Origin of the sequence: Streptococcus oralis, assembly GCF_022749195.1 — a bacterium.
GTDB lineage: Bacteria > Bacillota > Bacilli > Lactobacillales > Streptococcaceae > Streptococcus > Streptococcus oralis_CI.
In genome coordinates this window covers 579,190-602,395 of sequence record NZ_CP094226.1, presented here as the reverse complement: position 1 = coordinate 602,395, position 23,206 = coordinate 579,190, and the positions used below count along the sequence as shown (strand labels likewise).

The 23,206-nt window shown below is 40.7% G+C and carries 21 protein-coding genes; 1 reads left to right on the top strand and 20 read right to left on the bottom strand.

Features of this window, described 5'->3' with window-relative positions:
* Window positions 1-10 precede the first annotated feature (10 nt).
* The 6 genes from zapJ to MP387_RS02965 form a co-directional block, all read right to left on the bottom strand.
* Window positions 11-622, bottom strand: a complete 612-nt coding sequence (zapJ, locus tag MP387_RS02990) for a divisome accessory protein ZapJ (RefSeq protein WP_242747582.1) — start codon at window positions 620-622, stop codon at window positions 11-13.
* Between the two features lie 47 nt (window positions 623-669).
* Window positions 670-3,765: a pilus expression-regulating Snf2 family helicase gene (locus MP387_RS02985; protein ID WP_242747580.1), complete on the bottom strand. Its 3,096-nt coding sequence runs from the start codon at window positions 3,763-3,765 to the stop codon at window positions 670-672.
* Window positions 3,766-3,856: 91 nt separating this feature from the next.
* Window positions 3,857-5,023, bottom strand: coding sequence for a MalY/PatB family protein (locus tag MP387_RS02980; protein WP_242747578.1), 1,167 nt, complete (start codon window positions 5,021-5,023; stop codon window positions 3,857-3,859).
* A gap of 7 nt (window positions 5,024-5,030) precedes the next feature.
* A complete protein-coding gene (locus MP387_RS02975; RefSeq protein ID WP_000031979.1) occupies window positions 5,031-6,125 on the bottom strand; it encodes a cystathionine gamma-synthase in 1,095 nt (364 codons plus the stop codon).
* Between the two features lie 145 nt (window positions 6,126-6,270).
* Window positions 6,271-8,229: a peptide ABC transporter substrate-binding protein gene (locus MP387_RS02970; protein ID WP_242747576.1), complete on the bottom strand. Its 1,959-nt coding sequence runs from the start codon at window positions 8,227-8,229 to the stop codon at window positions 6,271-6,273.
* 202 nt (window positions 8,230-8,431) lie between these two features.
* Complete coding sequence (locus tag MP387_RS02965) at window positions 8,432-10,054, bottom strand: putative polysaccharide biosynthesis protein (RefSeq protein ID WP_242747574.1); 1,623 nt, start codon at window positions 10,052-10,054, stop codon at window positions 8,432-8,434.
* A gap of 105 nt (window positions 10,055-10,159) precedes the next feature.
* Between MP387_RS02965 and MP387_RS02960 the strand changes: the two genes are divergently transcribed.
* Window positions 10,160-11,605 carry a UDP-N-acetylmuramoyl-L-alanyl-D-glutamate--L-lysine ligase gene (locus MP387_RS02960; protein WP_242747572.1) on the top strand — a complete coding sequence of 482 codons (1,446 nt, stop codon included), beginning with the start codon at window positions 10,160-10,162 and terminating at the stop codon, window positions 11,603-11,605.
* Window positions 11,606-11,636: 31 nt separating this feature from the next.
* On the opposite strand, the gene MP387_RS02955 is transcribed toward MP387_RS02960, so the two are convergent.
* The 14 genes from MP387_RS02955 to MP387_RS02890 form a co-directional block, all read right to left on the bottom strand.
* Window positions 11,637-11,837 (bottom strand): CsbD family protein, encoded by a 201-nt coding sequence (locus tag MP387_RS02955; protein WP_000051178.1) that lies wholly within the window; start codon window positions 11,835-11,837, stop codon window positions 11,637-11,639.
* A gap of 101 nt (window positions 11,838-11,938) precedes the next feature.
* Window positions 11,939-12,589 (bottom strand): DUF1803 domain-containing protein, encoded by a 651-nt coding sequence (locus tag MP387_RS02950; protein ID WP_033630026.1) that lies wholly within the window; start codon window positions 12,587-12,589, stop codon window positions 11,939-11,941.
* On the bottom strand, window positions 12,573-13,085 hold the full coding sequence (locus MP387_RS02945; protein ID WP_242747570.1) for a YiiX/YebB-like N1pC/P60 family cysteine hydrolase: 513 nt from the start codon (window positions 13,083-13,085) through the stop codon (window positions 12,573-12,575). The genes MP387_RS02950 and MP387_RS02945 overlap by 17 nt, the downstream gene beginning before the upstream one ends.
* Before the next feature lie 122 nt (window positions 13,086-13,207).
* The gene (locus MP387_RS02940; RefSeq protein ID WP_242747568.1) at window positions 13,208-13,534 is read right to left on the bottom strand and encodes a DUF2568 domain-containing protein; all 327 of its coding nucleotides are present in this window, start codon (window positions 13,532-13,534) and stop codon (window positions 13,208-13,210) included.
* Window positions 13,535-13,587: 53 nt separating this feature from the next.
* Window positions 13,588-14,523 (bottom strand): manganese-dependent inorganic pyrophosphatase, encoded by a 936-nt coding sequence (locus MP387_RS02935; RefSeq protein ID WP_242747566.1) that lies wholly within the window; start codon window positions 14,521-14,523, stop codon window positions 13,588-13,590.
* A gap of 85 nt (window positions 14,524-14,608) precedes the next feature.
* Window positions 14,609-14,893, bottom strand: a complete 285-nt coding sequence (locus MP387_RS02930) for a GIY-YIG nuclease family protein (RefSeq protein ID WP_242747564.1) — start codon at window positions 14,891-14,893, stop codon at window positions 14,609-14,611.
* A complete protein-coding gene (locus MP387_RS02925) occupies window positions 14,883-15,632 on the bottom strand; it encodes a tRNA1(Val) (adenine(37)-N6)-methyltransferase (protein ID WP_000657018.1) in 750 nt (249 codons plus the stop codon). Before MP387_RS02925 ends, MP387_RS02930 begins: the two co-directional genes overlap by 11 nt.
* A 53-nt stretch (window positions 15,633-15,685) precedes the next feature.
* Entirely contained in the window at window positions 15,686-16,045 is a 360-nt protein-coding gene (locus MP387_RS02920) for a S1 RNA-binding domain-containing protein (protein ID WP_000689619.1), read from the bottom strand.
* A 1-nt stretch (window position 16,046) separates the two neighbouring features.
* Window positions 16,047-17,447, bottom strand: a complete 1,401-nt coding sequence (locus tag MP387_RS02915; protein WP_242747562.1) for a bifunctional Cof-type HAD-IIB family hydrolase/peptidylprolyl isomerase — start codon at window positions 17,445-17,447, stop codon at window positions 16,047-16,049.
* Window positions 17,448-17,569: 122 nt separating this feature from the next.
* Window positions 17,570-18,673, bottom strand: a complete 1,104-nt coding sequence (locus MP387_RS02910) for a family 8 glycosyl hydrolase (RefSeq protein ID WP_242747560.1) — start codon at window positions 18,671-18,673, stop codon at window positions 17,570-17,572.
* Window positions 18,674-18,681: 8 nt separating this feature from the next.
* On the bottom strand, window positions 18,682-19,992 hold the full coding sequence (locus MP387_RS02905; protein WP_242747558.1) for a glycosyltransferase family 2 protein: 1,311 nt from the start codon (window positions 19,990-19,992) through the stop codon (window positions 18,682-18,684).
* A 141-nt stretch (window positions 19,993-20,133) separates the two neighbouring features.
* Window positions 20,134-20,913 (bottom strand): hypothetical protein, encoded by a 780-nt coding sequence (locus MP387_RS02900; RefSeq protein WP_242747556.1) that lies wholly within the window; start codon window positions 20,911-20,913, stop codon window positions 20,134-20,136.
* Entirely contained in the window at window positions 20,910-22,067 is a 1,158-nt protein-coding gene (gene wecB / locus MP387_RS02895; protein WP_242747554.1) for a non-hydrolyzing UDP-N-acetylglucosamine 2-epimerase, read from the bottom strand. Before wecB ends, MP387_RS02900 begins: the two co-directional genes overlap by 4 nt.
* 437 nt (window positions 22,068-22,504) lie before the next feature.
* Window positions 22,505-23,014 carry a GNAT family N-acetyltransferase gene (locus tag MP387_RS02890; RefSeq protein WP_242747552.1) on the bottom strand — a complete coding sequence of 170 codons (510 nt, stop codon included), beginning with the start codon at window positions 23,012-23,014 and terminating at the stop codon, window positions 22,505-22,507.
* Window positions 23,015-23,206: the final 192 nt, after the last annotated feature.

Here is a 23,206-nt window from a genome sequence, read left to right as displayed (position 1 = left end):
CTTTTCTCCCCTACTCAGTAATTCTTGTCAGATTCAACTCTTGGGCAACCTGACGTTCCTGTTCTGTTTGCTTATTCTTTTTATTATAGATTTGACTCTTCTTTAGAAAATCGTAGTTGTTCTTTTTAGCTTTTTCCGCTTGGTTTTTCGGAGTTGGATTCGCCACTTGGCCAACCTCCTCAGCTAAGATATAGTGAGACTGGCTCAAGTTTTTGCTAAATTTGGCAAACTCACCAGGATTTTCCTTTTGAAATGGTGCTGTTGGTTGGTTTCCTTGACGAACAAGTGTTGAACCATTGTGTCGTCTGGTATGACTAACATCCTGAGTCAAATACTTGGCTGAACGTTTCTTCTTCAAGTCCGCACGCGCCTCTTCTCGAGCCAACTCTGCATAAGTCTTTTCAACTTTTTTAGGTTCTGGACTTGGCTTTGACTCCTTGTTAATCACTGGAGAAACTACGGTTTCTTCCTCATTGATAGGAGACCATTCCAAATAGTTCTTATCGCGGTAATCACCTTTGATATTGCTAATAAAGTCTGACTCATCGTACAAGTCCATGACTGGCATTTTGGTCAGCATGATCTCATCATCTGACACCAATGGAAATCGATCTTGTTTCATTTTGTATTTCCTTTCAACACTTCATTATAGCGTATTGTCTTGATTTTTCAAGTGCTGGCTTCAGAAATTCCCAAAATTTCACGAATTTCTGCCAGACTGAGACTCGCACGCGACTCCGTACCATCTAAAACTTGGGAAACCAAATGTTTCTTTTGTTCTTGAAGTTCTTGGATTTTTTCTTCAATGGTCCCCTTGGTAATCAAACGATAGACCTCGACCATCTGCTCCTGTCCCATGCGGTGAGCGCGTCCGATAGCTTGGGCTTCGACAGCGGGATTCCACCAAAGGTCAACTAAAATGACCGTATCAGCTCCCGTTAGATTGAGACCAACACCACCCGCCTTAAGGGAGATGAGAAAGGCATCTCTTTCCCCTTGGTTAAAGGCCTTAGTCATCTCCTGTCTGTCATGAGCAGGAGTTGAACCTGTGATTTTGAAGGAGGTCAAGCCCAAGTCTGGGAGTTCTTTCTCGATTTTTTCCAACATTCCTTTGAACTGGGAGAAAATCAAGACCCGATGCCCACCATCAGCCACTTGTAGCAATAAATCTCGGAGACTATCGAGTTTACCACTGGCTCCCTGGTAATCGTCCATGAAGAGGGCAGGCGTATCGCAGATCTGGCGCAATCGCATGAGACCAGATAAGATTTCTACCCGACTTCTTTGGAATTCTTGATCTGTCACTTGCGCTAGGCGGTCTCGCATCTGTTGCAACTGGGCGAGATAGATGGCCTTCTGTTGGTCTTCCAGTTCATTTTTATAGACGACTTCGATCAGATCAGGCAGTTCTGTAAGAACTTCTTCTTTCTTACGCCTCATGACGAAAGGCTTGATAAACTGCGCGACTCGGTCAGCCGGTAATTTCATAAACTCCTTTTTACTTGGCAAGAGCCCTGGAAGCACAATTTGAAAGATAGACCACAACTCTCCTAAATGATTTTCAATAGGCGTACCTGACAAAGCAAAGACTGCCGGCACCACAAACTGGCGCAAACTCTGAGCAATCTTGGTTTGGGCATTTTTCATGACCTGGGCTTCATCTAAGAAGAGAAAATCAAAAGCCATCTCTTGATAAAGCTCGCTGTCTTGACGAAAGGTGGCATAGCTAGTCACATAGATTTGGTGATTTTCAGAAAGAATCGCTTCTCGATTCGCTTTCAAACCATGAACGACAGCCAAATCCAACTGTGGGGCAAATTTCCTGAATTCATCTGCCCAGTTGTAGATTAAACCTGACGGCGCTAAAATCAAGACCCGACTGTCTTCTGTCACCTGACTGGTCAAAAAAGCGATGGTTTGCAATGTTTTTCCCAGTCCCATATCATCTGCCAGAATGCCACCAAAGCCATAGTGATAAAGCATCTGGAGCCAACGGACTCCCTTTTCCTGATAGTCTCTCAAACTCGCCTGCACCCGTATATCTCCCAAAGGAAAATCCTCTGGATGGGTCAAATCATGAGCTAAATGCTGAAATTCTTCCGAGAAAGAGATCCTGTTTCGACCTTCAAAAAGCTGAGAAAGGCTATAAGCCAGAGATTTTCGCGCTTGGAAAGAACCATCTTTTAGCTCAACCCCCAGTTCCTGCAAATTTTGACGAATCTGCTTGGTTTCCTCATCAAAAAAGTACACTTGATCAGAAGAACTGATATAGAAATCCTGATTACTGGTCAGGGCTTTAAGAGCTTGATCAATCTCTTCTTGGGCAATCCCTTGGAAATCAAATTGGATTTCCAACAGTCCTCCCTTGGACTCAATTTGAACCTGAGGAGCTTGGACGCTGTAGAGCTGATTCATCTCATCAGACAAGAAAAACTGACCCAATTTCTCAAAAGCTGGAATCGTATGGTGAAAGAAAGAATAAACTGCCTCTGGCTTCAAAGCCTGTCTCCAAGACTGAAAATCAGCCTCAAAACCAGCCCCTAAACAGACTTGAAATAGCTGGTTTTCCAAGACGGCATCACTTGAAAATGGTAATTGTTCCAGCTGTTGACGACTAGTCACCTTAACATCTCCATAGTCAAATTGGATATCTAAACGGATGCGGCCGTCATCCTCCCTATCAAAGTAAAAGATTGGTGAAAAGGGTCTGATTTGCAAGCGCTCAGGAGCAGAAACTGTGCCCAGCTGTCCAAACAAAGGCAGACAGGCAGCCAGACGGTCGCGATCACTGTTGTCAAACTGGAGGCATTTTCTCCCTCTCTCCTCCTGAGGAAGCTCCTTGATTTCCTTTAGGAGGCTGATTTGTTTAGGATTTAAGAGATAAAGATTCCCCTTACGAAATAGAACCGCTCCCCCATAGAATACGTTGACTCGCTCACTTTCAGAAATCTCCATTTCAAAATAATCGGGATACTCCTTCACAGAAAAAGAGAAAAGGTTTGCTTCTGGATCTAAATCATGAAAGAGAAGATTTTCATAACTAGTAATCTGGTGCTCAAAATAAGAATCCTCCAAATTCATCAGCAACTCCACTCCCTGCTCAAAAAAGGTTAGAGGGAAAAAGAGGTGACGACCTTGATTGGGGAAAAAGAGGTCTTGACTCAGTCCCTCCTCAATCAAGCCACATAAAAAAGTAAGAACATCTTGACTAGCTGTATCAAAAGCATCCCAAGACAAGTCATTTTCATAGTATTTCCCAATCATATATGGTTTTCGATGGACTAAGACCTTCAAAAAGAGAGGGATATCACGAATGACATAATATTTTTGACTATCAACTAAAGCGATTCGGAGAGTCCAAAGGAGACGATTGGTTCCAGCTTCTACCTGGCCTTGAGCCGACAAAGTGTAGATTTTCTCTCTCTTCTGAGGTTGGATACGCTCCAAAAAACTACCACCAAAACTAACCTTGGTTTCGACCTCTTCTTGCTCTTCATGTCCTTTTTCTAAGGCTTGTAAAATCACCTGGCCTTCTTCATCATTCTTCAGATAATGCTCGAGCGCTGCGAGGTGAACACAGTAACCTCTTTTTTGGAAAAAATCGCAAGCACAAAAAACCAGATCATCCTCTAAACTGTAGCGCAAGTCTTCTCCCGCCACACGAGTATAGAGGCGATTCCCTTTTTCCTTGATAATCTCAATGTTGCCTGTCTCATAGAGAGTAACACCCTCCATGCGCAACTTTCCCGGAATCAATTTAGCCATAGTTACCCCTTTATCTTATCTTTTCATTATACCACATTTTCCCCTATGAAAATAGCCTTCTAGGAAGACTTTTCTCCTAGAAGGCTCGATTTTAAAGTGTATCAAAAGTGGTCACGATGCGTTGGCAAACTTCTTCCAAAAGTGTTTTAGGCATAGCAACATTGAGGCGGGCATGAAGAGTTCCCTCCTCCCCAAAGTCCAAACCTCTGTTCAAGATGACCTTGGCTTCATTCTTCAAAAGCTCTTGCAAGCGATCATCCGTTAGGTCATAGGCTGAAAAATCAAGCCAGATCAAGTAGGTCCCTTGCGGTTTCATGACCTTAATCTTGGTTTCGTTGCCCAAAACATCCACTACATAGTAAATGTGGTCCTCAATGACTTCTTTCAACTCTCCTAACCAGTCCTTGCCATAACGGTAGGCAGCTTCTGTCGCCAAATACCCCAAGCCTGAGATTTCATGTTGGTTATTGGCCAACTGGCGTTTTTGGAAAGCCACACGAAGCTTTGGATTTTCAATAACTGCATAGGAATTCTTGGTCCCAGCAATATTAAAGGTCTTAGTGGCACTGCTCAAGATGAGGGCAAAGTCTTTGAAAGCAGGATCAATGGTGTTGAATGACTGGTGTTTGTGACCAAAGAGGGCCAAATCTTGGTGAATCTCATCCGAAACCAGCAATACACCATGTTTTTGGCAGAGATGACCAATCTTTTCTAACACTTCCTTTTCCCAAACACGTCCCCCAGGATTATGAGGATTGCAGAGGATATAAAGCTTCACATTCTCTTCCACCAATTGCTTCTCCAACTGGTCAAAGTCAATCTCAAACAGACCATCCTTTTCCACCAAAGGATTGGTAATCAATCGGCGATGGTTGAGTTTGACACTGCGAGCAAAAGGTGGATAGACCGGTGTGTTAATTAGAACAGCTTCCCCCTCTTTTGTAAAGGCTTGAATAGCTGTTGAAATAGCTGGTACCACCCCCTCGATAAAGACGAGGGCATCCTTGTCAAAGTGATAACCGTGTTGGCTGGCTTCCCAGTCCTGAACCGACTCAATCAAAGCGTCGCTTGCATAAGTATAGCCATAGACCAACTGGTCTGCGTAGGCTTGTACAGCTTGTCGAACCTCAGGCAAAACCACAAAGTCCATATCTGCTATCCAGGCTGGTAGAACTTCTCGGTCAGCTTCCGCTTCTTTCCATTTATAGGTATGATGCCCAAAACGATTGGGCAGGCTTGTAAAATCATATTTTCCCATATCTGTCTTATCCTTCCAAAGCTTGGCGCAAGTCCGCAATCAAATCTCTAGCATCCTCAATCCCAATGGATAAACGCAAGAGGTCATCTGTTAAGCCATAGGAATGGCGCACTTCTGCCGGAATATCCGCATGGGTTTGAGTCGTCGGATAGGTGATGAGACTCTCAACCCCACCTAAACTTTCCGCAAATGAAAAGACCTTGAGACTATTCAAAATATGAGGAATACGCTTTTCATTCACTACTTTAAAGGAAATCATGCCTCCACGTCCTGTATAGAGCACTTCCTTGACAGCAGGTGAATCCTTCAAAAAAGCAACCACTTCTTGGGCATTGGCTGTAGAACGTTCCATACGAAGAGGTAGAGTTTTAAGACCGCGAATCAACTGATAACTATCAAATGGTGACAAGACCGCACCAGTCGTATTCAAATTGTAGAACAGTTGCTCATATAGTTCTAAACTATTAGTCACAACTACCCCAGCCAAGACATCATTGTGCCCTGCTAGATACTTGGTGGCTGAATGAAGAACGATATCCGCACCATCTTCAATCGGACGTTGGTAAATCGGACTGTAGAAGGTATTGTCCACCACTACCTTGGCACCCTTGGCATGAGCTAGTTTGGCTAGTTTGGCAATATCAAATTCCAACATCAAGGGATTGGTTGGCGTTTCGATATAGAGAACATCCACATCTTTCTCTAACTCAGCAATCAGCTCTTCTTCTGTATTGGCATAGGTAAAATGGAAACGGCCTTCCTGCTCAACTTGGTTAAACCAACGGAAAGAGCCCCCATAAAGGTCACGAACAGCCAAGACTTTACTTCCTACTGGAAAAACACTAAAGGCCAGTACAATCGCAGCCATACCTGAACTCGTCGCTAGGGCATAGTCTGCTGATTCGATTGCCGCCAAGACTTCCTCCGCCTTACTGCGAGTTGGGTTTTTAGTCCGAGTATAGTCAAATCCAGTAGACTGGCCAAACTCTGGATGCTGATAAGTGGTTGAAAAATGAAGCGGTGTCACCAAGGCACCTGTCGCCTTATCCGACTTGATCCCAGCCTGGGCCAAAATTGTGTTGATGTGTAGTTCTTTGCTCATACAATACCTCCAAATCTATAGTAACTATTGTACCACTTATTTTCACTAACTTATTTTCTTGTTTTCAAGAGCTAGCTATAGTTTCAAACTATATAAAAACGATAGTTTCTTGAGAAACTATCGTTTTTCCTGTTGAATAGACTGGTTATTTAACGTGTTTTGCCAGTTCTTCTTGGGCTTTTTTATTTGATTCTTCTTTTTCTTTTAGCCATTTTTCTTTCGCTTTTTCATACTCATCAGCCGTTACAGTCTTATCTTGCAACTTGAGGTACTTGTATGATTCGACACCCTTATTTCCTGCTTGTGAGAATGGCGCTGAGAATGGAACTGTCTTTCTCAAGCCAGGTGTTCCACCTTGGGAAACATTTGGAATAGCAAGGGCGCTATCAACGAGCCAGGCTTGAACTTCAGCATATTTTTCATAACGTTTTGCTGGTTCTTGCTCCTTGTTCGCTTCTTCTAACATTTGAGTGTAAGTATCCAGACCAACTGCCTTAGCCTTGTCATTGACCTCACCTGGTTCTAGACCAAGGTTTTGCAACATACCACCGTTATTGACATTTAAGATATCAAGATAGCTTGATGGGTCCAAGTAGTCAGCACTCCAACCGCCATTATAGATATCAAAGTCTTTTTGAGATGCGGTTTGAGCTAGGTAGCTAGAGTTGTCAAAGTCATCTGTTGATAATTGTTGGATATCGATAACCACATTCTCAGCTCCTAGAACAGATTCAATGGATTGTTTCAAAGAGCTTGCTTCAAGTACACCTTTTTTAGCTGATTGGTCAACTGTTACATCCAAGTGGATTGGAAATTGCACACCCTTAGCTTCCAATTCTTTCTTGGCTTCTGCAAATTTAGCCTTAGCTTTATCAGGATTGTAGTATGGGTCTTGTGCATCTGCAAAGTTGATTCCTTGCCATTCTTGGCCATAGTTGACCATCTTTTCTGAAACAACATCGCCAAAGTCTTTTCCGTTGATACTTACAAACGTAGGAGGTACAACCAAGTTACGAATAATCTTTGTTGCTCCTTCTTCCCCTTGAGATTGTGCTCCATAGGCTGTACGGTTATAAGCATAGTTGAAGGCTTGACGGAAGTTTTTATTCAGAACTGCTTCTTGGGTTGATTTCTTTTCGATATCTGAGGATTTAGAAGTGAAGTTATAAGATTTTCTGTCCAAGTTGAAGTTCAAGTAATAAGAAGTTGCGTTTTGCATACTATAGATGATGTTATCCTTGTTCTTCTCTTTAATGCCTTCAAAGCTTGAGCTATTTGGGTAGAGAAGTGCGTAGCTGTATACTCCTTCTACGAAGTTACGAGCTAGGGCATCCTGGTCACTACCGTCATAGTAAGTCAATTTCACATCGTCCACAAAGACATTTTTAGCATCCCAGTAATTTGGATTTTTCTTGTATTCGATAACAGATTTTGAAACAAAAGATTTCATCAAGAAAGGTCCACTGTACAAAATGCTAGAAGGATCTACCTTACCAAAATCATCCCCTTTTGATTTCAAGAAGTCTGCATTGACAGGGAAGAGAATGGTTGAAGTTGTTTTAGAATTCCAATAAGGTTCTGGACGTGTCAAAGTGTACTGAACTGTTTGGTCATCAATAGCCTTAACACCGACTGTTGAAAAGTCAGTTGTTTTCCCGTTGATATAGTCATCCAAACCTGCTACAGAGTCTTGAACCAGGTACAAGGCTTCGGATTTTTTATCAGCAGCATATTTCAAACCTGTCACAAAGTCTTGGGCCGTTACAGGGGCGTATTCTTCACCCTCATAAGTATACCATTTTGCATCCTTACGCAATTTGTAAGTATAGGTCAAACCGTCCTGAGAAACAGTCCAATCCTCTGCCAATGATGGAACATAGTTACCGTATTGGTCATTTTCCATCAACCCATCCACCAAATTGGTCACGATGTCATTGGTTGTTGCACGGTTTTCTGCAAGATAGTTCAAACTAGATGGATCGTTCGAATAAACATAGTTATATGTTTTAGTAGCGCTACTTGAATTTCCACATGCGCTCAGTAAGATACCTGCGCTTAACACGACACTTGCAAGTGTCAGATACTTGGCCTTAGACTTTTTCATTTCCAGAACCTCCTGTTTAAAAGTTTTGTCTTATTATACAGCTTTGGTTTTATTTAGTCAAGTGATTTCTGAAGAAAAACTTAAAAAAGCATATTTTTTGCTCTTGATTTTAGAAAAAGTTCTCTTTTTTTAAGAAAAATGTAGTATAAAAACCTTTCTGTTAAAGAAAGGTTAAATTTATTACTTTTATTTATAAATCTTTTTACGATATTTTCAATCGTGTACGTAGTCGGTCTGCTTGAGCTTTGCCGATTATCTTGTCTAAGAGTCGTGTCCGTAGGCTCATCAAGCCATAAAGGCCTCCTCCAAGCCCTCCGATGAGAGCCACATAAAGGAAACTCCAGAAACGTCCACTTGGTTGGAAGACAAAACCGAGTAGCCACTGCAAGAAGCCAACTAGGATAAACATGACAAGAGTCAAGATGGTGATCAAAATAGTCCGTTTCAAGATAATCTTTCTACGAGCACCCGTTACCTGGCAGATATCTCGGTACATCAGGACATTCGGAATAATCAAACCGATAGTCGTTGAAATCAAGGGACCGTAGCTGTGGAAAATAGCAATGGTTGGCAATTGCAAGACGATCTTAGCAATGGAACCATAGATAAAGTATAGAACTGCCTTGCGGTTTCGGAACATGGCCTGAAGCATGGGAGACAAGACCATGTACAAACCTAGGATAGTAGACTGCAAAACTGCAAAGACAAATAAACCCATGGCCAGACTATCTGGCTTACCATAAAAGACTGTATAAAGAGGCTCCCCTACCATGACCACTCCAACTGTTGCAGGTAGTAGAAATAAGAAGAGCATGGTGAGGCTATCTTGGACTAGGCGAGCCGCTGCCTGCAAGTCGCCTTTTACATAGTTTTCCGTCAACAGCGGCAATCCGACACTCCCAATCGAAACCCCTACAGAGATTAAAATCATGGTGATTTTATTAGGATTGGCAGAGAAATAAGAAAACATGACAACCAAGTCTTCATTACTGTAGTTGGTAAACCACTTCATACTGTTGATAAAGGTCATCTGGTCTAAAATCTGGAAGAGCTGGATGGCTGATCCTGTCAGGATAAAGGGAATGGCTTCCTTGATCGTATCGACTAAGAGTCGCTTACTATTGATCCTATCCCGTGTTTCAAATACTCTTTTGAGTAAACCTTCTTGGGCAAGGAAATAAATCAAAACTGCAAAACTCGCCACCATCCCCACAAAGGCCGCAAAGGTCGATTGGGTAACGGCTGATAAGTAGTCACCAGAACCCATTTTCATAATGAAGAAGGTTGCCATCAACATCCAGATAACACGGATCACCTGCTCGGCGATTTGACTCATAGCATAGGGTTTCAGATTGTTCATCCCTTGGAAGAAGCCCCGAATGACACTCATAGATGGGAAAATCAAGACCGCCCAAGCCAAGCTCTGCATGATGGGAATCAGGTCTTTCCCCACACCTGACAAATCTGCTAACCAGGGAGAAAAGAGATACAAGACCAAGGCAAAGACTAAGCCCAAGCCTGTCATAAAGCTTAAGAAACTCCGAATCAAGGCAAAGCTATGCTCTTCTTCTCGCATGGTATTGTACTTAGCCACTTGTTTGGCGACCGCAACTGGGATACCCGCTGTCGAAATCAGCAAGAACCAGGCGTAAATATTGTAGCCCATGGTAAAGAGTCCATTTGCCTTAGCAGCATAGGTCCCCATCCAGATATACCAGGGAATAATGTAGATAGCACCAAGGAGGCGACTAATAAAGTTACTAGCTGTTAGCCAAGCAGTTCCTCGCAACATCTGGGCCTGCTGGTGATTGTTTTCGTTAGACATAGCTTCCTCATTCAATTTTGATAACTAGGAAAAGTTCCTTATCTTCCATTATAAACTTTTCCTTGTTACTTGTAAAATTCGGGCTTGAAGTTTATAATAGAAAGTATGATTAAGATTGAAACCGTATTAGATATTTTAAAGAAAGATGGCCTTTTTCGTGAGATTATTGATCAAGGACATTACCACTACAACTACAGTGAGGTTGTTTTTGATAGCATCAGTTACGACAGCAGAAAAGTAAAAGAAGGAACTCTTTTTTTTGCCAAAGGCGCTGCCTTTAAAAAAGAATACCTCCTTTCTGCTATAAGTCAAGGATTAGCTTGGTATGTCGCAGAAAAGGACTACGAAGTCGGTATCCCCGTCATCATTGTGAACGATATCAAAAAAGCCATGAGTTTGATTGCGATGGAATTTTACGGCAATCCACAAGAGAAACTCAAAATTCTCGCTTTCACAGGGACAAAAGGAAAGACAACAGCTGCTTACTTTGCTTACCACATCCTATCTCAACGCTATCCAACAGCTCTCTTGTCAACTATGAACACAACTCTGGATGGTGAGACCTTCTTTAAATCTTCCTTCTCAACACCTGAAAATATCGATCTTTTCGACATGATGGCTCAGGCTGTTCAGAATGGTCGAACCCATCTTGTAATGGAAGTTTCTAGCCAAGCCTATCTTGTTCATCGAGTATATGGTCTGACCTTTGATGTAGGTGTCTTTCTTAACATCACTCCTGACCATATCGGACCAATTGAACATCCAAGCTTTGAAGATTATTTCTACCACAAACGTCTCTTGATGGAAAATAGCCGAGCAGTTGTCATTAACAGCGATATGGATCACTTTTCTGTACTGAAAGAACAAGTTGAACATCAAGAGCATGACTTCTATGGTAGCCAGTCAAGTAACCAAATCGAGAATTCCAAAGCCTTTAGCTTTTCCGCTACAGGTAAACTCGCTGGTGATTATGATATCCAACTCATAGGTCACTTCAATCAAGAAAATGCAGTCGCTGCAGGACTTGCCTGCCTCCGTCTAGGCGCTAGTCTGGAAGATATCAAAAAAGGAATCGCTGCAACCCGCGTTCCTGGACGTATGGAAGTTCTCACTCAAAAAAATAGTGCCAAGGTCTTCATCGACTATGCCCACAACGGGGACAGTCTGAAAAAACTTATCAATGTAGTTGAAACTCATCAAACTGGAAAAATCGCTCTGGTTCTCGGTTCGACTGGAAACAAGGGGGAGAGTCGTCGCAAAGACTTTGGTCTCCTCCTCGATCAACATCCTGAGATTCAAGTCTTTCTCACAGCTGATGACCCCAACTATGAAGATCCAATGGCCATTGCTGAAGAAATCAGCAGCTACATCAGTCATCCTGTTGAAAAGATTGCCGATCGTGAAGAAGCCATCAAGGCGGCGATGGCCATCACAAATCAAGAACTCGATGCTGTGATTATTGCAGGCAAGGGAGCTGATTGTTATCAAATCGTCCAAGGAAAGAAAGAAGACTATCCTGGAGACGCAGCTATCGCAGAACGTTATCTATAAAAAAATCAAGGGAAACATTCCCTTGATTTTTTTAGTCTTCTTTCTTAAATGAATTTTTAAGACCTTCAACGGCACCTTCTACAGCACCTTTAGCATCTTCAACAACTTCTTTTGCTTTGGCAACTGTTTTTTCTACAGCACCTTCTGCTTCTGTCTTGCTATCACCAGTAACTTTACCAAATCCTTCTTTGATAGCACCAGTTGCTTGATCCAATTTATTTTCAAGTGACATAGTTCTGTCTCCTTTGCTTTTAATACGATAAACGTTATCGCTTACATTTAGTTTATGCTTATTCTTTAGTAAAGTCAAACAATCTGCTCAAAATGAAGCAATTAAGGTAAATAGAAAATCAACCGTTCCTTGTCGAAATCAACAGCCAACTCATACTTCCCTTCTTCGTTTTGCACAATATAGCCCAAGACGACTAGACTCTCAACGAAGATATCACGGCGTTTCTGTATCAGCTGGTCTTTTTTGAGAAACTTCAGTAAAAAGGTCGTCATATACTTGAGGGCGTACTCAAGATTGACATCTCCCAAAATGGCATAGAGTTCCTGCTGTTTTTCTGTCAAAGGATATTGGTGCTTGACCTTGTAGAAATAATTAGACAGGGACATCTTTTCTCTTGCAAAGTCAGACTTTTCAACTAAGATAGCTGCATTGGTTTGATTGCGCAATTCTGTCTCAAAAGTCTTCTCTAGCAAGGCTTGATAAACTGGACTGTCCTCTCTGATAAAAATTTCTTGGTCAAGGGCTAAATTATCCGTAGATTCTAAAAAAGGGAGATTGAGATAATAGCGTTTGTTTTCCCTTAGGATCAAGCCTGCCTTGATAAACTCTTCCATCAGTTTATCAACTGCAACATCTGGAAACCGAGCCTTGATTTCTCGTAGAGTCACATCGTCATGCTGGTTCAGATAGTCCACCAAATCTATAAAAAATGGCTGCCGAGTCAAACGGGAGGGATTAAAAATCTGAATCATGAAGATTCCTTTCTTTACATTCTAAAAGGGGGGATGCTGCTAGTTGACTAGGATTGCTCCCTGGTTGATTCAGAGGCACTGGAAGTTCGAGTTTCTTGTAGTATTCTCTCCAAAAATCACTAATCTCCTGCTCCCCGTCCCCAAATTGCATCGGAATAGTCTCAAAAATAGGAAGAATTTCCGCGATATACTGGGAGCAGTAAAAGCCAGGCCCATCTTGATAAAAAGAGGCATTATAGGGTGCACCTAAATGTTTGCCAGCTCTTTCCTTTACCAAGTCAGCTTCCAGCTCTGGATAGACATAAAGGTCATAGAGATGAGTCGGTTCAAAAAATTCAGCTGGTTCTTGACAAATAACACCTGCTTGCCCACTAGCATGATAGATCAATCCGTCCAAAAAGATAGCTACATGACTATAGTTCCCAGTGGAAGCCTGGATGGCCTGCCCCATATCTGAAAGATCCTTCACAAAAATCAAATCACCATTTTCTAACATCTTTCTCTCCTAGAAAAAAAGGAGCCGAAACCCCTTTAGCTATAAGGAAAACATCGTTTTCTCGTGTCAATCTCTAGTCAAATAATTACCATTTAAATAATTCATTGACTATATTATAAGAATCACTCTAGCTGAAAATAATAAAGCAGACCCAAACTTCCAAAAGACAGATCTAAGTATAGGATTCCTATTTGCAATCCATACAAATGCCAAAAACTACCACTAACTAAAATAAAAATCGATGTCTCAGCAATGAGGCGATGCCATTTTTTAAAAGCATGTGGAGATTTTGGTGCCATATATCGCGCCCAAAATAAGATTAATAGAACTGCTAGAAGAAAAAATAGGAATTTTTTTAGCCAAGAAATTTGTGTCACAGACACGGAGAAAAGACCAAGGATTGCCACAGCCTCAACCAAAAAGCGCAGTCCTTCAATCAATCGCATCATGCTATCACCTTCTATAAATAGTCAAATTAACAGTTCCAAATATTCCTTAAGAATTACCCATTAAAGCTTTCAGTCAATTGAGGTACCACTTGTTTCTTACGTGAAACGGCACCAGCAAGGAAAGCGTGGTTGTTTTCAAGTTTGAAGTTGAAAGCTGCTTCCACCTTGTCCATGTTTGATCCAAGAGCAAGGATTTCTGAGTTTGAGTTGACGATGTCTGTAATCATCAAAACAAAATCTGAGTAGCCATTTGCTGCATTAGCTGCTTGCATTGCTGCTTCGATTTCAGCTTGGCGTTCCAAGACTTCAGCAATATCAACAGTATTGACTTGGGCAACACGAACCTTATTTCCATTGAGTTCAAAGGTCTTAGCATCGATGTCAATCAATTCCTCAGCAGATTTGCTTGCCAAGTTCGTACCAGCCTTGAGCATAGCAAGACCGTACTCTTCCAAGTTGACACCAGCTAATTCAGCCAATTCAGGAGCAATGACTTTGTCAGATGGGTGAGTTGTTGGTGATTTCAAAAGAAGAGTATCTGAAATCAAACCTGAAAGCATCAAACCTGCGATTTCTTTAGGAACAGCTACACCGTGTTCTTTGAACATGCGGTAAACGATTGAAGACGCAGATCCAACTGGTTCCAAACGCATGTAGAGTGGGCTTGCAGTTTCAAAGTTAGCTACACGGTGGTGGTCTACAACACCGTAAACTTCTACTTCAGCGATATCTGATACAGACTGTTGGAATTCATTGTGGTCCGTTAAGATAACTTGCTCTACACCTTCTGCTTTAGCTGATGTGATGACGCGTGGTGCTTCAACACCAAAATAGTTCAATACATAGGCTGTTTCTTCGTTTGGTGTTCCAAGTGCTACTGCTTCTGTGTCCAATCCATAAGCCTCTTTTGCAAGATAAGCAAAGGCTACAGATGACCCGATGGCATCTGAGTCTGGATTTTGGTGACCAAATACTAGAATCTTAGACATGATAATACCTCTTTAAATTTATTCATCTTATTTTAGCACTTTTTTCCTCTTTTGACAAAAGTAAGAGGAGTCAAAGGACTCCTCGTTAGACATCAATATGATTGACTAGATTTTTCTCTTGATTTTCGGATAAAAATCGTTCTTTCTGTAGACGTTTCTTGCGTTTGAGGAGAGCTTCAGCAGACATGGCTTCTTCCTTAGTGGCAAAACCCTCTACATAGATAAGTTTGACTGGTAATCGAGCTCGGGTATACTTGGCTCCCTTACCACTATTATGAACGGCAAGGCGCCTCTTCACATCCGTTGTATAGCCCGTATAGTAAGAACCGTCGCGGCACTCCACCACGTACATATATGCCTTATGATCCATAGTAAATCTCTTGAATTTCTGGTGTATAGGAACCATCATCATTGTGAACGATGAGAGGTGGCAAGACCTTAAAGCCACTGGTCGATCCATCCTTGATAGCTTCGATTAAGAGCATATTGGCCTCCTTCTCACGTTTAGGATAGACAAATTGCAGGCGCTTGGGGGCCAAATTATGGCGTTGAAGCATGTCTAGAATATCCAAAAGTCGATCTGGACGATGAACCATGGCCAAACGGCCATTAGACTTGAGAATACTCTGAGCACTACGGCAAATTTCTTTCAGGTTAGTCGTAATTTCGTGTCTGGCCAGAAGGTAATGTTCACTCTCGTTCAGATTAGAATGCGGATCCACCTTAAAATAAGGCGGATTACACAAAATCATATCCACCTTACTTCCCTGAATGTGGGCAGGCATATTTTTCAAATCATCACAGATGACCTGCATCTGCTCTTCCAAGCCATTCAACTGAACCGAACGCTCTGCCATATCCGCCAAACGCTCCTGAATCTCCACAGATATTATCCGCGCCTGAGTACGTGAACTAGCAAAAAGTCCCACTGCACCATTTCCAGCACAAAAGTCCACAATTAACCCCCGTTTAGGGAAGCGAGGAAAGCGTGATAAAAGAACACTATCCACCGAATAGCTAAACACCTCTCTATTTTGAATGATCTTGATATCTGTTGAAAAGAGCTGATTGATTCGCTCTCCTGGTTTTAACAACTGTTCTTCTTTCATACTTTTATTATAACAAATTATGTTAATATTACAAATGATTTGGATAATCGTATTTATGGTTTCTTCTTTAAATGCTCAAGTGCCTCACGCGTCCAAACAGGCATCATTCGTCCAAGTGGTGCAAAACCGTGCTTGATACGATCATTTGAAAAACGTCTCCGTCTTGGCAATTGATGTTTCTCCTCTTCCAAAGTACGGATAGAAAGACTAGCCTTCCCAGTGTATTCGTCAAAATCCACCACCTGTACTTGAACCTCATCACCAATTTTTAAAATATCATAGATATTCTCAATAAATCCCGTTCGGATTTCCGAGATGTGAATCAGCCCTGTCACCCCTGTCTCTAACTCGACAAAGGCACCATAGGGCTGAATTCCCGTAATACGCCCAGTTAGCTTATCACCAATTTTCATTCTAGTCCTCAATTTCAATCGTTTCAATTACTACATCTTTAACTGGCTTGTCCATTGCACCTGTCTCAACAGCTGCAATGGCATCCAAGACCGCAAACGATTCTGCGTCCACCAATTGCCCAAAAACAGTATGGCGACGGTCAAGGTGAGGAGTTCCACCTTGTTCTGCATAAATCTCAGCAATTGGTTCAGGCCAGCCACCACGCGCAATCTCTTTCTTAGAGTACGGCAAATGTTGGTTTTGCACGATAAAGAACTGGCTACCATTGGTATTTGGACCCGCATTGGCCATAGAAAGGGCGCCACGGATATTATAAAGTTCTTCAGAAAATTCATCTTCAAAAGCTTGTCCATAAATTGACTCACCACCCATACCAGTACCAGTTGGGTCTCCACCTTGGATCATAAAGTCCTTGATAATACGGTGGAAAATCACACCATCATAGTAACCGTCTTTTGACAGAGCAACAAAGTTGGCTACTGTTTTAGGAGCATGTTCAGGGAAGAGCTTGATACGCAAGTCTCCGTGATTTGTCTTAATGGTCGCAAGAGGACCTTCTACTGTTTCAATTTCTACTTGTGGGAAATGCAATTCTTTTTCTACCATACCAAATCCTTCTAAGGCATCAAAAATACCATCTTCTTCTACTGTTTTTGTAATATAATCTGCTTTTTCTTTGATTTTTTCATGGGAAACTCCCATAGCAATACTGATTCCAGCATAATCAAAGAGTTCCAAGTCATTGAGCCCATCTCCAAAGACCATAACATTTTCTGGTTTCAAGCCTAGATATTCTACAACCTTGGCAACACCAGTTGCTTTGGATCCTGAAATCGGTACGATATCAGATGAATGTTCATGCCAACGCACCATGCGAAGTTTACCAGAGAGACTATCTGGTAACCGCAAGTCATCCCCTCTATCTTCAAAGGTCCACATCTGGTAAATATCTGCTTTTTCATGGAAGTTAGGATCCACATCCAAGTTTGGATAAATCGGGTCAATAGCCTCACTGATCAGTTCTGTTCGAGTAGAAAGTTTGGCGTCATGACTGCCAACCAAGCCATACTCAATTCCCTCTTCCTTCGTCCAAGAGACATACTCCTCAACATCTGACTTGTCAATCTGATGCTGATAAATCACCTTCCCTTTTTTATCTTCTATATAGCCCCCATTTAGGGTTACAAAAAAGTCAGGTTTGAGCTCACGAATCTCTGAAACAACACCGAAAATACCACGACCAGAGGCAATTCCTGTTAAAATTCCTTTCTCACGTAACTGTTTAAAGACAGTGGGAATTGTAGCTGGAATAAAACCTGTCTTTGACGTACGTAAGGTATCATCAATATCAAAAAAGATGATTTTAATCTTCTTTGCCTTGTATTTTAATTTCGCATCCATCTCTCTACCTCTTTTCCATCACTCTTTCCATTATACCATAAAGCTGATGAAATTCCTTTTTTGAAAAAAGATGAAAATCCTATCAAAAAGAGAGCTAGTAAAACTAGCCCTCCCTTTTCATCCTAGAACATCTCTAGAGCAATCATGGTAATCATCGTTGCATCATAGTAGTTGTCCAAAGGTAAATCTTGTGTGAAAATGTATTTATTTTGCTGAAGAAGTTTCAGATAACCTTCTCCCTTGTCAGATGCATAGGTAATCGGTGCCAAGAAACTACCTGCCTGGTATTGATTGAGGGCCGTTCCGTTCAAGTCATAACCAGCATAAATGCGTTGCTCTTTCATAAAGAAATCCATCATCTTTTGAACGAGTTTTTGGCTTCTTTCATCCTGACTCTGTGACAAGTGATATGGCAAACGACAAGCGTTATAAGAGTACGCCCCATCGTATTGAGATTCGATAGTGTTGGCATCAACAAGACGTGCCCCAGACTTCTCAGCCCAGATAAAGTCTGGCAAGAGACCCGTATCAGATTGAGAACTGATTTGCTCTAGTTGGCCAAGCATCTTATCCTTAATGTCTAACCACTGTTTATTTCCAGTCAGGTCATAAAAAGATTGGAAATAGTGAGGTAAGGTGTCAGACGTACGCATCAAGTAATAATAATCGGAATTCTTATTTGCCCAGTTCCCTACTGTTAAAACACCTGTCTCTTTATTGTAATTGTATCGAAGAATATCTTCTAAGATTTTTTTAGCCTGTTCTTGGTATTCCTGTGCTTTATCTGGCCACTGCTTAGAAGCTTCAATCAAGGAATAAGCAATGTAGAGATCTCCATCAGTTGCATTTTGCTTTTTGACCGTTTCACTACCATTTTTGATCACTTGTTTCCAAGACATTAACTGCGTTCCCTCTATGCGATGATTTTGATAATAGCGATAAAGGCTATCAAAATCTGCTTGTGTTGCTTGTCCTTTTTGGGCTGCTAAAACCGTTATGAGCATGCCGTAACTTTGAGCTTCTGATAGAACTGTCGTTTCCTCAGAATCATTCGTCGTACGAACATAAGACTGATCGCCTTTTGTAACAAGGAACTGTTGACTCCATTGACTGTAAATTCGATTACGCATCTCGATTTTAGTCCTTCCTCTTGCCAAAAACAAAGTTAAACAAAAGATAGATAGGATGAGCACAAACCAGACATATTTTAATTTATTTGTTTTCATAGAACCTCCTATCCTGCAAACCGTTTGGTTTTAACCCACTTGGTTTCTTTCCGTCGAAGTACCTTATCCAGTATAATAGATGAGATAGAATCAACCGATACGATAATAAAGATCTGAGAATAACTAAAATAAGATGCCAAGGCCAACCAGATTTGTTTAGTCGTCGCTTGTCCAAATTGACTTGCTAATGCTGTCATAATTTGCATCAAATACAGACCAATCATAAGTATCCAGTTGAAGAGCATAAGCTGGGCGATGTAGATATTGTCCGCATCAAAAGCGAATGGAACTCTGACATCTGGTAAGAAAAGATTAAGGCAGATCGCTAGCACATTCGCTAGGAAAATTAAATCTGAGAGAACAATGGCAAAGTTAAACCAAAAGAAGACACAAGAATAATTAAATACTTCTAGTTTGACACGCCAGTTTCCTCTGCTAAATAAATGCCTAAAGTTTGAGAGAACAACTTCATAATTTCCTTTCGCCCACCGTTTACGCTGCATATAGTAACTCTTTAAAGTCTCAGGTTCTTGTTGGAAAGCCTCTGAATTATAGGCAAGGGCAATCAATTTACCACTCTGCATGATTTTGAAGGAAATATCGGTATCCTCGGTCAAGGCACCATTTTTCCAACCACCGATACTCTTTACAAAGTCGGTTTGAATGAGAAAGTTGGTTCCTGGGATACGCCCAATTTTAAAGAGATGCCACATCCCAACGTGGTGCACCCGCTGAGTAACAACGATTTCTTGGTTGATACAACGTGTCAAGAAATTTTGATTGGCATTTCGAGTCTTGTTGCGACCGAAAGATGCCACGTGACGTTCTGGATCCTTCATCACTTCTTTTACAAGGAAATAAAGAGCGTTCTTTTCAGGCATGGCATCCGCATCATAAACACAGATATATTCGCCTGTTGCCATCTCCAAAGCATCGTTTAGAACGCCCGCTTTTCCTCCCGTACCAGTACGGTCGATAATAGTCAGATTTCTTCCTGCATATTCGGGCATGGCTTGTACAGACAAACACTCTGCATAGGTATTGTCCGAACAGTTATCCGCAAACAAGAGCAACTCCACACGGTCGTGAGGATAATTCATATCCAAGATAGCTTTTGTCGTCTGTGCAATAACCACATCCTCATTATGAGCAGGTACGACAATGGTAACCTTCGGATAATAAGGAAGTGGCGAAGTATCTACACGAAAATCACTGTGTTTAAACCAAAAGTGTACTGCCGAAAAGAGAATTACCAAGCCCCAAGCTAGAGAAATCCAAATTGTAAGCAAGGTAAAAATCATCAGTATTTGACTAATCATGTTTCACCGCCTTAAAATTCTTATTCACCCGATAGTAAAGAATATTATATGCAATAAATAGTATGGCAAAACAAATTCCAAAAAAGAAACTCACTCCCAAAGCAATTCTGAAAAATAGGTCTGTTAGAGTCATTTCCCCTCCTAATATTCTACAATTATATCCGTCTCTAATTGACGTTTCAAATAGCTCGCTAAATCAGAGTAATTTTGATACTTACTTTTATTTTGCGAGTCAACCACTAAGTAACCTAATTGAAATTGAATCTCTTGCATTCCATTTTTCCCATGGAAAAGCAAAGCCTCTAGATCCTTCACTATATTATTCAAACAAAATTCCTGTAAAGAAATCCGACTATCATTAGATAATATAATAAAATTCCCCTCCGAAAGATAGTAAAGTTTATCATTGTAACTTAGTTTTTGAGCAATTATTTCTTGAATACGAACTAACATGCGATTATATTCTCTTGGATTTATCTGAAAAAATAGGTCCTCATGCGACCAATGAATTAGTACTGACTGTAGCACAAATTCACTTTGTTTATTTACCATAGAATGATAATCTGATTTGGCATCATCTTCTTGATCCTGAACCTTTGAAGCCATTTTTAATAAATAATGTCGAACCTTCATTAGAATAGCAAGCAATGTTGGAAAACTGATTAATAAAAGCAGAACTGAAGAATTAGGGATGAAAACTACACCTGCTATTAAAACAATGACTCCCAATCCAAAAGATAAGATAAGTGTCCAAGCAAGGAGTAAATCAGATAAAACTAAAACCGAAAATAAGGCTAAGGCAAAAAACAATAGTTGCTCTAAAATAATAGTTCGAGCATAGAAAAAGCAAAGTACCAACAAAAGAAGCTCACATCCAAGCAAAGTCAGAAACCAGTTTCTAAATCTATACCAATTTTTCATTTTGTCCTAGCTCCTTCTTGAAACTCTGATGCAGATTCAGCAAAACCAAAATAATGTTTAATAGTTTGTACAATTCTTTCTGATGCATTTCCATCTCCATTAGGATTTGGTGCCTGAGACATTTGTCCATAAAGAGTTTCATCTGTTAAGAGTGCTGTCATCGCTTCTTTCACACTTACTGGATCCGTACCAACTAGCTTCAAAGTACCCGCACGTACTCCTTCTGGACGTTCCGTCGTGTCACGAAGGACAAGGACAGGTTTGCCGAGAGAAGGCGCCTCTTCTTGAACTCCGCCAGAGTCAGTCATGATAAAATAGCTTCTTGAAGCCAAATTATGAAAATCAAGTACATCTAGAGGTTCAATCAAGTGAATACGATTGTGCCCAGCTAAGATATCTTTTGCTGCTTCTTGAACGACAGGGCTAAGGTGAACAGGATAGACAACTTCAATTTCCTGATGAAGATCGACCATCTCACGTAAAGCTGTAAAGACATTTCTCATTGGTTGACCTTGATTTTCACGACGGTGCATGGTTACCAATACAAGTTTCTTATCTGGGTCCAATTGATCCAGAACTTTATGATAGTAATCCGATTGAACGGTTAGTTTCAAGGCATCAATGGCTGTATTTCCCGTAATGACAATAGCAGACTCAGGGTGATTTTCCTTGAGGAGATTTTCTTTACTCTCACTAGTTGGAGCAAAATAAAGATCCGCTAGGTTATCAGTCATCTGACGATTCATTTCTTCTGGGAAAGGAGAATACTTATCAAAGGTCCTTAGACCAGCTTCAACGTGGCCGATACGTACCTGATTATAGAAAGCAACTAAACTTGCTGCAAAAGTTGTTGTTGTATCTCCATGAACAAGAATTATATCTGGAAGTTCTTGCTTAACAACTGGATCAAACTTTTCTAAAATTTTTCCAGTAATATCTAAGAGAGATTGATTCTTCCCCATAATATCCAGGTCATAATGTGGCTCGATGCGAAACGTTTCAAGAACTTGGTCCAGCATTTGACGATGCTGAGCTGTCACAACTGTTATCGTCTCAATACTGTCACTATGTTTTTGCAATTCCAACACTAAAGGGGCCATTTTAATCGCTTCCGGTCGTGTCCCAAAAACAACCATCACTTTCAGTTTTTTCATTATAGTATCCTTTTGTTACAATAATATTTGATACATGATATTAATCACTATATCCAATTATTCCTCAAATCAATTAATTTGAGCATCATAATTATATTACCGCCTATTAATCTAAATGTCAATTTATTATTAAAGTATACTATTGCATTTAATTTAATTTTAACAATTTGTAACCTTTTTGTAACAATGTTATTTACAACCTCCAAAAAGCCTTATTTTAGGAAATTTTAAGACTTTTCAAAGAATCCGTATTTTAAAAAAACTAAACCTTATATGTTTTTTTCAATATTTATTTTTGTATCGAAATTTCAAACAATTATATTCTACCACTTTGAGGAATAGAGCAAGCTCATTCAAACAAAAAAATCCCTTTTTCGAATGAAAAAGGGACTGTGATTGTTTGCTATATTTAAAATTTAAACCTTATAAAATCTGTCTTAAAACAAATTTTTCGACAGATACAAGACTAATTCTCCGATATCTTCACAAACCGCATTCATGGCCGTTTGATGGTTCTGATACCAAACACCCGTCCCATCTGGAATATAGCCTCGTTTGATGTACAATCTCTGGGCAGGTCCATACCCTGAATGGAGCCCAACACCAAGGGTCACCTTATCCGATATGAGCCCAACTCGTTTTTCTGCTTCTTCCAGCAAGAGATTTCCAATACCTTGATTTTGAAAGGGCTCAAAGACATTGAAATCTGAAAGTTCTGGAGCCATTCCATCAAAGGGACCCTGCTTAGCATCGGGTAAAATCGTAATGTAACCCGCTACAGTACCCTCAACCTCTGCAACTAAAACTTCTCTCTCCCCACTTTCTTGTTCAAGAAAATATCTAGCCAAAATTTCTTCTCTACCCGGCCAACCTTGGCTGATAAATCCTCGAGATAGATCTTTAATGTCAGATTCTTGCATTTTTCTAATTGAACATGTCGTCTTCATAAGTTGCTCCTTTATAGCTTTCTCCTACCATTATAGCACGATAATAAAGATTAAAAGAAAAAACCTAGTAAGACAAAAGAATCTTACTAGGTCAACAGGGAATCCTTTCTAACAAAATCCTATAAAAATCTGAAAAAGAGGTCCACCCAGACTGAACTCGCCTTCTCATTTCCATGCTCGTGAAAAAAAGAC

What these genes read in the sequence shown, in the direction of transcription:
- zapJ (WP_242747582.1), bottom strand. Translation starts at nt 622, where the DNA reads ATGAAACAAGATCGATTTCCATTGGTGTCAGATGATGAGATCATGCTG.
- MP387_RS02985 (WP_242747580.1), bottom strand. Translation starts at nt 3,765, where the DNA reads ATGGCTAAATTGATTCCGGGAAAGTTGCGCATGGAGGGTGTTACTCTC.
- MP387_RS02980 (WP_242747578.1), bottom strand. Translation starts at nt 5,023, where the DNA reads ATGGGAAAATATGATTTTACAAGCCTGCCCAATCGTTTTGGGCATCAT.
- MP387_RS02975 (WP_000031979.1), bottom strand. Translation starts at nt 6,125, where the DNA reads ATGAGCAAAGAACTACACATCAACACAATTTTGGCCCAGGCTGGGATC.
- MP387_RS02970 (WP_242747576.1), bottom strand. Translation starts at nt 8,229, where the DNA reads ATGAAAAAGTCTAAGGCCAAGTATCTGACACTTGCAAGTGTCGTGTTA.
- MP387_RS02965 (WP_242747574.1), bottom strand. Translation starts at nt 10,054, where the DNA reads ATGTCTAACGAAAACAATCACCAGCAGGCCCAGATGTTGCGAGGAACT.
- MP387_RS02960 (WP_242747572.1), top strand. Translation starts at nt 10,160, where the DNA reads ATGATTAAGATTGAAACCGTATTAGATATTTTAAAGAAAGATGGCCTT.
- MP387_RS02955 (WP_000051178.1), bottom strand. Translation starts at nt 11,837, where the DNA reads ATGTCACTTGAAAATAAATTGGATCAAGCAACTGGTGCTATCAAAGAA.
- MP387_RS02950 (WP_033630026.1), bottom strand. Translation starts at nt 12,589, where the DNA reads ATGATTCAGATTTTTAATCCCTCCCGTTTGACTCGGCAGCCATTTTTT.
- MP387_RS02945 (WP_242747570.1), bottom strand. Translation starts at nt 13,085, where the DNA reads ATGTTAGAAAATGGTGATTTGATTTTTGTGAAGGATCTTTCAGATATG.
- MP387_RS02940 (WP_242747568.1), bottom strand. Translation starts at nt 13,534, where the DNA reads ATGATGCGATTGATTGAAGGACTGCGCTTTTTGGTTGAGGCTGTGGCA.
- MP387_RS02935 (WP_242747566.1), bottom strand. Translation starts at nt 14,523, where the DNA reads ATGTCTAAGATTCTAGTATTTGGTCACCAAAATCCAGACTCAGATGCC.
- MP387_RS02930 (WP_242747564.1), bottom strand. Translation starts at nt 14,893, where the DNA reads ATGGATCATAAGGCATATATGTACGTGGTGGAGTGCCGCGACGGTTCT.
- MP387_RS02925 (WP_000657018.1), bottom strand. Translation starts at nt 15,632, where the DNA reads ATGAAAGAAGAACAGTTGTTAAAACCAGGAGAGCGAATCAATCAGCTC.
- MP387_RS02920 (WP_000689619.1), bottom strand. Translation starts at nt 16,045, where the DNA reads ATGAAAATTGGTGATAAGCTAACTGGGCGTATTACGGGAATTCAGCCC.
- MP387_RS02915 (WP_242747562.1), bottom strand. Translation starts at nt 17,447, where the DNA reads ATGGATGCGAAATTAAAATACAAGGCAAAGAAGATTAAAATCATCTTT.
- MP387_RS02910 (WP_242747560.1), bottom strand. Translation starts at nt 18,673, where the DNA reads ATGAAAACAAATAAATTAAAATATGTCTGGTTTGTGCTCATCCTATCT.
- MP387_RS02905 (WP_242747558.1), bottom strand. Translation starts at nt 19,992, where the DNA reads ATGATTAGTCAAATACTGATGATTTTTACCTTGCTTACAATTTGGATT.
- MP387_RS02900 (WP_242747556.1), bottom strand. Translation starts at nt 20,913, where the DNA reads ATGAAAAATTGGTATAGATTTAGAAACTGGTTTCTGACTTTGCTTGGA.
- wecB (WP_242747554.1), bottom strand. Translation starts at nt 22,067, where the DNA reads ATGAAAAAACTGAAAGTGATGGTTGTTTTTGGGACACGACCGGAAGCG.
- MP387_RS02890 (WP_242747552.1), bottom strand. Translation starts at nt 23,014, where the DNA reads ATGAAGACGACATGTTCAATTAGAAAAATGCAAGAATCTGACATTAAA.